This is a genomic window from Bifidobacterium castoris (assembly GCF_003952025.1).
Classification (GTDB): Bacteria; Actinomycetota; Actinomycetes; order Actinomycetales; family Bifidobacteriaceae; genus Bifidobacterium; species Bifidobacterium castoris.
The window spans coordinates 57,807-69,585 of the sequence record NZ_QXGI01000009.1 but is presented as its reverse complement, the minus strand read 5'-3'; the positions used below and the strand labels follow the sequence as shown (position 1 = coordinate 69,585).

Sequence of the window (11,779 nt, the reverse complement as noted above, 5' to 3'; positions counted from 1 at the left end):
GCGGCAGGCGTAGCGGCGAACGGCGATTCCCTGGACGGCGGCGGCCGGGAATCGCCGTTCCCCGTATCGCGGCGTCGCGTCCCCGTCCCGCGCCCTTCGAATGCGCCTCGTCACATTTGGTTCGTATAGTGGGGGCATGCCTACATTCACACGTGAAGAAATCATGCATTTGGGCGATCTCGCCCGAATCGCGCTCACCGACGAGGAAATCACCCGCATGCAGAGCGAGCTCAACGTCATCGCCGAATCGATCAATTCGGTGCAGGAGGTCGCGACCGCCGACGTGCCGCCGACCGCCAACCCGGTGCCGCTCGAGGCCTATCTGCGCCCCGACGTGCCGGTCAAGCCGCTCGACCAGTCCGAAGTGCTCGCCGCGGCGCCGGCGACCGAGGACGGCATGTTCGTCGCGCCGCAGATCCTGGGGGAGGAGTGAGATGACCGACCAGAACGAACTCGTCAAGCTGTCCGCATACGAGATGGCGGCCAAGCTGCGCGCCAAGGAGATCTCGAGCCGCGACCTCGTCGCCGCCGAACTCGACGTCATCGACGCCGCCGAGCCGAGCATCAAGGCCTTCCTCAAGGTCGCCGGCGAGGCCGCGCTCGAGCAGGCCGACGCCTTCGACGACCTGTCCGACGACGATAAGGCCGAACTGCCCGAGCTCGCCGGCGTCCCGATCGCGATCAAGGACATGATCGTGACGAAGGGCATCGAGACGACCGCCGCCTCCCGCATCCTCGAAGGCTGGATCCCGCCGTACGACGCGACCGTCATCGAGAAGCTCAAGGCCGCGCATATGCCGATCCTCGGCAAGACGAACCTCGACGAGTTCGCGCAGGGCTCGTCGACCGAGCATTCGGCCTTCCAGCGCACGTCGAACCCGTGGGACGTCGAGCGCGTGCCCGGCGGCTCCGGCGGCGGCTCCGCCGCGGCCGTCGGCGCCTTCGAGGCGCCTCTCGCGCTCGGCACCGACACCGGCGGCTCGATCCGCCAGCCCGGCGCGCTCACCGGCACCGTCGGCGTCAAGCCGACCTACGGCGGCGTCTCCCGCTTCGGCGCGATCGCGATGGCGTCGTCGCTCGACCAGATCGGCCCGGTCTCGCGCACCGTCCTCGACTCGGCGCTGCTGCAGGAGATCATCGGCGGCCATGACCGCCGCGATTCGACGTCGATCCCCGAAGGCCCGCGCCCGATGGTCGCCGCCGCGCGCGACGGCCTGAACAACCGCGACCTCAAGGGCATGAAGGTCGGCCTCGTCAAGGAGCTCAACGGCGACGGCTTCCAGCCGGGCGTCGAGGCGCGCTTCCATGAGGCCGTCAAGAAGCTCGAGTCGATGGGCGCCGAAGTCGTCGAGGTCTCGTGCCCGCACTTCAAGTACGCGCTCGGCGCCTACTACATCATCATGCCTTCCGAGGTCAGCTCGAACCTCGCCCGCTACGACGGCATGCGCTACGGCCTGCGCGTCATGCCGCCCGAGGACGTGCCGCAGACGGCCGCGAACATGATGGCCTACACCCGTGAGGCCGGCTTCGGCGACGAGGTCAAGCGCCGCATCATCCTCGGCACCTACGCGCTGTCCGCCGGCTACTACGACGCCTGGTACGGCTCGGCGCAGAAGGTGCGCACGCTCATCATCGACGACTTCCGCAAGGCCTTCGAGCAGGCCGACGTCCTCGTCTCCCCGACGAGCCCGTCGACGGCGTTCAAGTTCGGCGAGAAGATGGACGATCCGCTCGCGATGTACATGAACGACATCGCGACGATCCCGGCGAACCTCGCCGGCGTCCCGGCGATGAGCATCCCGGCCGGCCTGTCCGACGACGGCCTGCCGGTCGGCTTCCAGTTCATCGCGCCGCAGCAGCGCGACGAGGTCATGTACAAGCCGGCCGCCGCGCTCGAGGCCGCGCTCGAGGAGTGCTGGAACGGTCCGATCTGGCAGTCGCTCAGGACGCCGTGGCTCGATGGACTCAACAAGTAAGGGTGACAGGAAGAGAATATTATGGCTGAAAAATTGATGAAGTATTCCGAAGCCGTCAAGAAGTTCGATCCGGTCATCGGTCTGGAGACGCACGTCGAGCTGTCCACGAACACGAAGCTGTTCTGCCCGGCCCCGATCTCCTTCGGCGCCGAGCCGAACACCGAGCTGACGCCGGTGAGCCTCGGCCTGCCGGGTTCGCTGCCGGTCGTCAACGCGGCCGCCGTCGACTACGCGATCAAGCTCGGCCTCGCGCTGCACTGCCAGATCAACGAGTGGAGCCAGTTCGCCCGCAAGAACTACTTCTACCCGGACATGCCGCGCGACTACCAGATCTCGCAGTACGACAAGCCGACGAACGGTGAAGGCTACCTCGACGTCGAGCTCGAGGACGGCACCGTGTTCCGCGTGCCGATCGAACGCGCGCACATCGAGGACGACGCCGGGAAGAACACGCATGTCGGCGGCTCCGACGGCCGCATCGAGGGCGCCGACCATTCGCTCGTCGACTACAACCGCGCGGGGGTGCCGCTCATCGAGATCGTGACGAAGCCGATCGAGGGCGCGGGCGACCGCGCCCCGGAGATCGCCGGCGCCTACATGCGCGCGATCCGCGACATCGTGCGCGCGCTCAACATCTCGCACGCCCGCATGGAGCAGGGCAACATGCGCGCCGACGTCAACGTCTCGCTGCGCCGCGACCCGTCCGACCCCTTCGGCACGCGATCCGAGACGAAGAACGTCAATTCGTTCCGCGGCATCGAACGCACGATCCAGTACGAGATCCGCCGTCAGGCCGCGATCCTCGAGGACGGCGGCGAGATCCTGCAGGAGACGCGCCACTGGGACGAGGCCTCGCAGTCGACGGCCGGCGGCCGCGTCAAGTCCGACGCCGACGATTACCGCTACTTCCCGGACCCGGACCTCGTCATGCTCCACATCACGCCGGAGCACGTCGAGGAGATCCGCAAGGTCATGCCGGAGATGCCGCGCGAACGCCGCAACCGCCTCAAGGGCGAATGGAAGTTCTCCGACACCGAGATGCGCGACGTCATCAACGCCGACGCGCTCGACCTGATCGAGGAGACCGTCAAGCTCGGCGCGACGCCGTCGGGCGCGAAGAAGTGGTGGCTCGGTGAGCTCTCGCGCGAGGCGAACGCCAAGGGCGTCAGCCTCGAGGAGCTGCCGATCGACGCGCAGGCGGTCGCCGACGTCGAGCAGCTCATCGCCGACGGCAAGCTCAACGACAAGCTCGCCAAGCAGACGGTGAGCCTCGTGCTCGCCGGCGAAGGCACGCCGGCCGAGATCGTCGAGAAGCACGGCTTCAAGGTCGTCTCCGACGACGGCGCGCTGCAGGCGGCCGTCCAGGAGGCCCTCGACGCCAACCCGGACGTCGTCGAAAAGCTCAAGGGCGGCAACATGAAGCCGATGGGCGCGATCATCGGCGCCGTCATGCGCGCGACGAAGGGCCAGGCCGACGCGAAGGCCGTCACGAAGATCGTCATCGAGAAGATCAAGGGCTGACCGGGACCGCGGCTGCATATCGGGCATCGGGGCGGCGGACGCGCATCAGGCGCATCCGCCGCCCCGATGCGTATGTGGACGCGCCGACGCCAAGGACGTGGGCGTACACTACAATGGCAAGACTGGAGAGAACAGGGAGAACGCTCCAGTCGCCAAACAAAAGGATCAACATGACGCACAGTGACGAACGTCGCGAGGAGGAACGGGAACGCACGCGCGCGCTGCCGACGCGCATCACGATTCCCGGCATCCTGGGGGAGATGGTGTATCTGCGGCCGGCCACATCGCAGGACCTGCCGCGCATGGACGGACTTGACGCCTATGTGAACGCTTCGGGCATCACCGGCAAGGACCGCGTGGCGGAGCGTGCGGCCGTGCACGCCTGGGTGCGCCGTTCGGAGGCATGGACGCAGGGCGCCGGCGTCGGCGGCGGCGTCGACGACCCCGAGCACCGCCGCACGATCGCATGGGCGCTGATGACGACGCCGGACGACAACGACGAGGCCGTCAACGCGGACAACGCGACCGAGTTCCTCGGCATGATCTTCCTGATCGACATCGACGGCTGGGCGCGTTCGGCGCGCATCCAGGTCGTGCTCGGCAAGGACTTCCGCGGCCGCGGCTATTCACGCGACGCGATGCCGCGCGTCATGACCTACGGCTTCGCCGAGCAGCCGGAAGGCCTCGGGCTGCACCGCATCTGGGTGGCCGTGCCCGAGAAGAACACGCGCACGCTCTCCGTCTACCAGTCGCTCGGCTTCGTGCCGTCGGGCACGTCGCGCGACGCGTTGTGGGACAACCGCCTCGGCAAATACCAGAACCTCAACGTGCTCGACACGCTCGCCGACGAATACGACCCGGTGCGCGCGATGGACGCCTTCGGCATGCACGTCATCACCACGAACCCGGGGATGGAGAAGGCGTTGTCGCTCCACCAGCATTCGATGGCGATCAAGAAGCAGGAGCTGCGCGAGGCCGGGCTGCTCAAGGACCTCGACGACGAACGCCAGCGCGTCGCCGACGCCGCGCGGCAGACGGCGCATGACGCCGAGCACGCGCCGACGCTCGGCGAGACGCTGCACCGCGACGCCGAACGCATCGCCGGCGACGACGTCGACGCCGAGAACGCATGGCCGTACAACAACGCGGAACGCAACACGTCGAGGAAGGCGTGGTGGCGCACGCTGGGGCGCGACCGCAACCGCCACGGCGCGGCCGCGCACGACGACGAGTGAACGAAGACCACGGACACGAAGGACAGGAGCACGAGCGAGCAACCATGAGCGCCGAAGACCTCGACAACTATGAGACCGACGCCGAACTGGCGTTGTACAAGGAATACCGCGACGTCATCAAACTGTTCACCTACGTCGTCGAGACGGAGCGCCGGTTCTATCTGGCGAACAAGGTGGACTTCAACGTCCGTTCGGCCGGGCAGGACGTCTACTTCGACGTGCAGCTCTCCGACGCATGGGTGTGGGACGTCTACCGTTCGAACCGCTTCGTCAAGAACGTGCGCATCGTGACCTTCAAGGACGTCAACGTCGAAGAGGTGCAGAAAAGCGACATCGACATCCCCGACGGCATCTGAGCGTCCGAGACCGCGAATCCGTGCCTCCCATGGCCTTCTATGGCCATGGGAGGCATTAGACTGCTGCGAAGCGCGATTACCCATGCGCATGACAATCCCATAATCTGCGAACTTGCGCGGTACCGGCGCGAGGATGCGCGATGCGAATGTTTTCAGCAGCGATCGATCGGAAGAACCAGTGTTGAAGGAGAACGTGAACGTGTCTGACAAGGAAACCGTAGTGATCATCGGCGGCGGCCCCGCCGGCCTCACGGCCGCTTGGGAGCTCGTCAAGGACGGCGGCGCGGACAAGTACGATGTCACCCTCCTCGAGGAATCGCGGGAATTCGGCGGCATCGCCCGCACCGTCAAGCACGACGGCAACCGCATGGACATCGGCGGTCACCGCTTCTTCTCGAAGGACGAGCGCATCATGCGCTGGTGGGAGGAGACGCTGCCGCTGCAGGGCGCCCCGTCCTATGACGACAGGAAGCTCGGCCGCGTGCATGAGCTCGAACCGGGCGGCCCCGATCCGGAGAAGACCGACAAGGTCATGCTCAAGCGCCACCGCGTCTCGCGCATCTTCTGGAATAAGCATTTCTTCGACTACCCGATTTCGCTGTCGATGAACACGTTGAAGGCGATGGGGCCGAAGCTCACCGTCGTGGCCGGCTGCTCGTACCTCAAGTCGGTGTTCCACAAGCTGCCCGAGGACAATCTCGAGAACTTCTACATCAACCGATTCGGCCGCAAGCTGTACTCGATGTTCTTCGAAGGCTACACCGAGAAGCTCTGGGGGCGTCATCCGTCGGTCATCTCGGCCGATTGGGGCTCGCAGCGCGTCAAGGGCCTGAGCATCATGGGCGTGCTCAAGAACGCGTTCCGCAAGCTGCTGCCGAAGAAGCGCGGCTCCGAAGAGGTCGAGACTTCGCTCATCGAGGAATTCTGGTACCCCAAGCTCGGTCCGGGCCAGCTGTGGGAGACCGTCGCGCAGAACGCCGAGGACGCCGGCGTCACGATCGTCAAGGGCGCGAAGGTCGTCGAACTCGACCAGCATGACGGCAGGATCGCGTCGCTCGTCTACGAGGACGAACACGGCGTGCGCACGACGCTGACGGCCGACGAGTTCATCTCGTCGATGCCGATCAAGGACCTCGTCGACGCGATCGACGACGGCGGCGAACATGCGCCTAAGGACATCGTGCGCATCGCCGACGGCCTGCCGTACCGTGACTTCGTCACCGTCGGACTGCTCGTCAAGCATCTCAAGCTCAGGAACACGACCGACATCCCGACGCTCGGCAACCCGCCGATCGTGCCGGACTGCTGGATCTACGTGCAGGACCCTGGCTACAAGGTCGGCCGTCTACAGATCTTCAACAACTGGAGCCCCTACCTCGTCAAGGACGTCGACGACACCGTCTGGATCGGCCTCGAGTACTTCTGCGAGGAGGGCGACGACTTCTGGAACATGAGCGACGAGGAGGCGACGCGCTTCGCGATCAGCGAGCTGACGCGCATGGGCGTCATCAACGGCTCCCACGAGGTGCTCGACGCCCATCGCGAACGCGTCAAGAAGGCATATCCGGCGTACTTCGACACCTATGACGAGATGCCGGACGTCGTCGACTACCTCGACTCCTTCGGCAACCTGTACTGCGTCGGCCGCAACGGCCAGCACCGCTACAACAACATGGACCATTCGATGGCGACAGCGATCGAGGCCGTCGGCAACATCAGGTCCGGCAAGCCGACGAAGGAGAACATCTGGTCGGTCAACACCGACAAGTCCTATCACGAATCCAAGTGACGGCGACGATTTCCGGGCGGTTTCCCGCGCCAACGCGCGCGGGGCCGCCCGGAAGCGCATATGCGCGCCGGCGGGGGCCGGCGGACGTCCCGCGGCCGTGCAGACACGGCGGCATGCGCGTCTTCGTCGTGCGTTCCGGCTAAGGTGTGTCCTGTCCGATATGAATTCGGGCGTTTCCTTTCGCGAACATATGACGTATGACATATGTGCTTTCCGTATATGTTCATATATTCGCAAACCCTGTGTGAAGCCGTCGCGCCGTATCTGGGCGGATGGTCGAAGAAAGGCACAACCAAGTGGTTACAACCTCGAAACTAGAAGACATGAAGCTTCCCGAGCTCAAGGAGCTCGCCAAGCAGATGGGCCTGCGCGGCGTCTCGACGATGCGCAAGGGAGAATTGCTTGCAACGTTGCAGGCCGCGCGCAACGGCGAGGCCGCGCCGGCGGGGGTCACCGTGCGCGCGCCGAGGCCGGTCAGGCAGGAGCGGAAGACGGCGGCGTCGGAGGCGACGGCCGCCGTCGCCGTTCCGGGCGCCGATGAGCGCGCGAAGGCGCCGACGCGCGCCGCGCATGCACAGGCCACGTCGAAGGAGCCGGCCTCGTCGACGAAGATCGTCATCGACGAACCGAAGCCAGAAAGCAACATGGAGATGCATGTCACCGCCCGCCGCGTGCGCAAGCGCCGCGACGAGGCGTCCGCCGGACAGTCCGAGCCGCGGCAGTCCTCCTTCGAGTTCGACGACCAGCCGAAGCGCCGTCCGCGCCGCGGCCACGACGACGCGCGAGGCGCCCACCGACGTATGCCGGCGCAGGCCGCCGGCGAGAACGTCAACCTCGACGAGATCCTCGACGCGCTGCCCGGCGTGCCGGCGCACGGCCACGACGACCAGCGCGAGATGCGCCGAGGCCGCGGCGATCGCAACGAGCGCAACAACAACCGCAACGATCGCGGCAACAACCGCCGCGGCCGCGGCCGCGACAACGAGAACCGCCACGACGACGCCAACGCGCAGCGCGACGACCTCGTGCCGGTCGCCGGCATCGTCGACGTGCTCGACTCCTACGCCTTCATCCGCACTTCCGGCTATCTGCCGGGGCCGAACGACGTCTACGTGAGCATGGGGCAGGTCAAGAAGTACGGCCTGCGCAAGGGCGACGCCGTCAAGGGGTCGATCCGCACGCCGCACGAGGGCGACCGCCGCAACCAGCGCCAGAAGTTCGTGCCGCTGCAGTCGATCGATTCGATCAACGGCATGAGCGTCGAGGAGGCCGCACGCCGCCCCCAGTTCAGCAAGCTCACGCCGCTCTACCCGAACGAACGGCTCAAGATGGAGACGACGGCGAACCGCCTGACCGGCCGCCTCATCGACATCGTCTCGCCGATCGGCAAGGGCCAGCGCGGCCTGATCGTCTCGCCGCCGAAGGCCGGCAAGACGATCACGCTGCAGAACATCGCGAACGCGATCGCGACGAACAACCCCGAGGTCTATCTGATGGTCGTGCTCGTCGACGAGCGTCCGGAAGAGGTCACCGACATGGAGCGCACCGTACAGGGCGAGGTCATCTCGTCGACCTTCGACCGCCCCGCCTCGGACCACACGACCGTCGCCGAACTCGCGATCGAACGCGCGAAGCGCCTCGTCGAACTCGGCCAGGACGTCGTCGTGCTGCTCGACTCGATGACGCGCCTGGCGCGCGCCTACAACATCGCCGCCCCGGCGTCGGGGCGCATCCTGTCCGGCGGCGTCGACGCGCAGGCGCTCTACCCGCCGAAGAAGTTCTTCGGCGCGGCGCGCAACATCGAGAACGGCGGCTCGCTGACGATCATCTCGTCGGCTCTCGTCGAGACCGGATCGAAGATGGACGAGGTCATCTTCGAGGAGTTCAAGGGCACCGGCAACATGGAGCTGCGCCTGAGCCGCGAACTCGCCGACAAGCGCATGTTCCCGGCCGTCGACGTCAACGCGTCCGGCACGCGCCGCGAGGAGCTCATCACCGATCCGCAGACGCTGCCGATCATCTACCGTCTGCGCCGTCTGCTCGGCGGACTCGAGCCGGAGCAGGCCTATCAGACGCTCGTGCCGCGTCTGAAGAAGACGATGACGAACCACGACTTCTTCGCGGCGCTCGTGCAGCAGGGCGGCAACACGCTCGGCGGCAACAACTGATCCGCGATCCTCGCGGATACGGACGGCCGATATACGGACACGGGGACGGACGGCGATGCGCCATCCGTCCCCGTGTCCGTATATCGGCCGTCGATGCGCGCCGCGCTAGCCACACCGCGCGCTAAGGTGGAACCCATGACTACCACGGAGGATGGCTGGCGCGCCGACGCGCGCGAGGAGGCGACCGACATCGACGCCTTCGCACAATCGGACGACCCCCAGATGCAGCGCATCGTCGAGCATATCGACACGTTGCGCGCATCGATCGACAACATCGACACGGCGATCGTCGCGTTGCTCGCCGAACGGTTCAAGGCGACCGCGCAGGTGGGGGCGCTCAAGGCGCGCGCGGGATTCGCCGCCGCCGACTACGCGCGCGAGGAACAGCAGATGCAGCGTCTGCGCCGCGTCGCGCAGGGCGCCGGCCTCGACGTCGAGATCGCCGAACAGTACCGTGAATTCGTCGTGACCGAGACGAAGCGCCGGCATCGCCGCATCGCCGAGGCGGGAGGCGACGCCGGCGTCCTCGACGTCTTCGCCTGACGGCGCGCGCCGCTTCGCCGACGGAGGAGGAGGCCTCGCCGGCTGCGACTAGGGTGGAGACGGCGGCGGCCCGAAAGGCCGCCTTCGATTGACGTTGCGATGGCAGGGACGGCGGAGGGAGCACGGGATGCGACGGGCGTGGATACGGTTGTGCGCGGCGGCGACGGTGGCGGCATGCGCGGCCGCGCCGTGCGCCGTCGCCGTCGCCCGCGCCTGCGGACAGGCCGCGGCGGCCGTCGTCTCGGCCGATGCGGCCGCATCGCGCTTCGCACGGCATGACGTGTTCACGACGGCCGCCGACGGCGGCGACCGTCGCTACTACCTCGAGACGCCGGAAGGCGGCGATGTGACGTCGGTGACGGTGCGCGGACGGCTACCGTGGACGATCGGCGTCGACTACGCGCTCGACGGCCCGAACGTCGACGCCGACGCGCTGTGGGACGCCGGCGGCACCGTGCAGATCCATGTGCATGTCGCGCCGGACATGCGCGCCGACGAGGCCATGCGCCGCTACGCGCAACAGCTGCGGCTGTTCGCGACCTTCACGTTGCCGACGCAGGGCGTCAAGGACGTGAGCGCCGGCGACGGCGTCGCAATCGCAAGGCACGGCGACGCGATCGTCGTCTCGTCGACGGCCGCGCCCGGCGAGGCGCTCGACATGCGCGTCTTCGTCGAGGCGACGAAGTTCTCGATGGGCGACATCGCCGTGGCCGCATTGTCCGCGGACTCGACGGCCGCCTACGGCGATGCGCTGCGCACGCTCGGCGCGCAATCGGCGACGCTCACCCAAGCGGTCAACAAGCAAGGCGGCGGGTCGGGGGACGACGGCGCGAACGCCGAGTTCCTCGCGACGCTGACGCAGCTGCGCGACCAGGAACGCGCGCTCGCCGAGCAGCGGATCGCCGAACTCAAGAAGGCGCATCAGCAGGCCTTCCACGACTACATGGCCGCCTACGTCGGCTCCTACACGACCCATCTGTCCGGCTCCATCGGCACGAAGACGCAGATGACGGCACTGATGGGCACCGCCGGCGAACTCAACGGCGACACGCCGCTCGCGCACGCCGTCACCGCGTTGGCGACGGCCGTCAACGACGTCTCCGACGCCTACCAGCACATCGGAGCCGCCGACGAGGTCGACCGGATCATCACACGCGTCCGCCAGCAGGGCACGGGCGGACTGGCCGACGACCTCAAACAGACGGCCGGCGAGCAGGCGCGCATCGGCACGCAGATGTACTCGGACGGCCAGGGGCAGCTGTCGCGCGCGATGATCCCGTATTCGATGGCGTACACCGACGTCTACACCTCCGAGCTCAACGACCTGACCGGCGGCGACGTCGCACGCGCCGGCGCGGCCTCGGCCGAGGCGATCGAGGCGACGAACGCGCGCAATGGCACCGGGACGCTCGGCGACGACATGGCCGGCGTCGACGCGGCGATGGCGACGCTCGCCTCGGCGCGCGAGCACACCGGCGCGGCGAACGCGGCCGAGCAGATCCTGCAGCGTTTCCCCGACGAGCTCGCCGACGGCGGCGCGGCCGGTGGTGATGGGGACGTGCGCATGCAGCTGCAGCCGGTCCTGCGCGATTCGCCGCTGATGCGCGCAGCGTACGACCAGTGGCTGCGCGACCCGCTCGGCGGTCAGGCGCGTGTGCGGCGTGCGGCGCGCATCGCCGACGCCGAGAAACGGCAGCAGGCGGCGCACGGCGTGAAGGACATGTCGACGCTCGTGACGCCTTCGTCCGACGACGCGGCGGCCGAGATCTCGAAATACGCCGGATCGGTGACCGCCTCGATCGGGGGCGGCGATGACGGCGCCGGCGCGGCCGGGAAGTCGGGCGACGGCGGTCGGCAGCGGCAGGCGTCGAAGACGATCTCCGAGGACCAGTGGATGGCGCTCGTCGACGCGAACCCGTGGGAACGCACGTTCATCGCGCCCGATGCGCAGCCGTCCATCGACGAGACGGTGCGCATCGCGTCGGTCAGGCAGGCGCTTGATGTGACGGCCGGTGAGCTCACGGACGACGGCGCGCTCGCCGACGGGGTCGCGAAGGCGCCGATGCGCGCCGGCACCGGCGATGTGCTCGGCACACGCTTCCTGATCGTCCACGCGGCGCGCTGATTGCGAATGTTTCCGGTGCGTTCGGTGATGGATTTGATCGCCAGTGGATGGTTCCGCGAACATCCG

The 11,779-nt window shown here is 67.4% G+C and carries 9 protein-coding genes; all 9 read left to right on the top strand.

Annotated elements, in window-relative coordinates; genetic code table 11:
- Positions 1-136: 136 nt before the first annotated feature.
- The 9 genes from gatC (at position 137) to D2E22_RS08965 (ending at position 11,713) form a co-directional block, all read left to right on the top strand.
- On the top strand, positions 137-433 hold the full coding sequence (gene gatC / locus D2E22_RS09005) for an Asp-tRNA(Asn)/Glu-tRNA(Gln) amidotransferase subunit GatC (RefSeq protein ID WP_126032778.1): 297 nt from the start codon (positions 137-139) through the stop codon (positions 431-433).
- Position 434: 1 nt separating this feature from the next.
- Complete coding sequence (gene gatA / locus D2E22_RS09000) at positions 435-1,976, top strand: Asp-tRNA(Asn)/Glu-tRNA(Gln) amidotransferase subunit GatA (protein WP_126032777.1); 1,542 nt, start codon at positions 435-437, stop codon at positions 1,974-1,976.
- A gap of 21 nt (positions 1,977-1,997) precedes the next feature.
- Positions 1,998-3,497, top strand: a complete 1,500-nt coding sequence (gene gatB, locus D2E22_RS08995) for an Asp-tRNA(Asn)/Glu-tRNA(Gln) amidotransferase subunit GatB (RefSeq protein ID WP_126032776.1) — start codon at positions 1,998-2,000, stop codon at positions 3,495-3,497.
- A gap of 170 nt (positions 3,498-3,667) precedes the next feature.
- Positions 3,668-4,732, top strand: a complete 1,065-nt coding sequence (locus tag D2E22_RS08990) for a GNAT family N-acetyltransferase (RefSeq protein ID WP_126032775.1) — start codon at positions 3,668-3,670, stop codon at positions 4,730-4,732.
- Between the two features lie 44 nt (positions 4,733-4,776).
- Entirely contained in the window at positions 4,777-5,088 is a 312-nt protein-coding gene (locus tag D2E22_RS08985) for a DUF2469 domain-containing protein (protein ID WP_026645432.1), read from the top strand.
- A 199-nt stretch (positions 5,089-5,287) separates the two neighbouring features.
- Entirely contained in the window at positions 5,288-6,877 is a 1,590-nt protein-coding gene (locus D2E22_RS08980) for an NAD(P)/FAD-dependent oxidoreductase (protein WP_126032774.1), read from the top strand.
- Between the two features lie 323 nt (positions 6,878-7,200).
- Complete coding sequence (gene rho / locus D2E22_RS08975) at positions 7,201-9,045, top strand: transcription termination factor Rho (protein WP_241218360.1); 1,845 nt, start codon at positions 7,201-7,203, stop codon at positions 9,043-9,045.
- 135 nt (positions 9,046-9,180) lie between these two features.
- The gene (locus D2E22_RS08970) at positions 9,181-9,588 is read left to right on the top strand and encodes a chorismate mutase (RefSeq protein WP_126032772.1); all 408 of its coding nucleotides are present in this window, start codon (positions 9,181-9,183) and stop codon (positions 9,586-9,588) included.
- A gap of 127 nt (positions 9,589-9,715) precedes the next feature.
- Entirely contained in the window at positions 9,716-11,713 is a 1,998-nt protein-coding gene (locus D2E22_RS08965; protein WP_126032771.1) for a tubuliform spidroin, read from the top strand.
- The last annotated feature ends 66 nt before the right edge of the window (positions 11,714-11,779 follow it).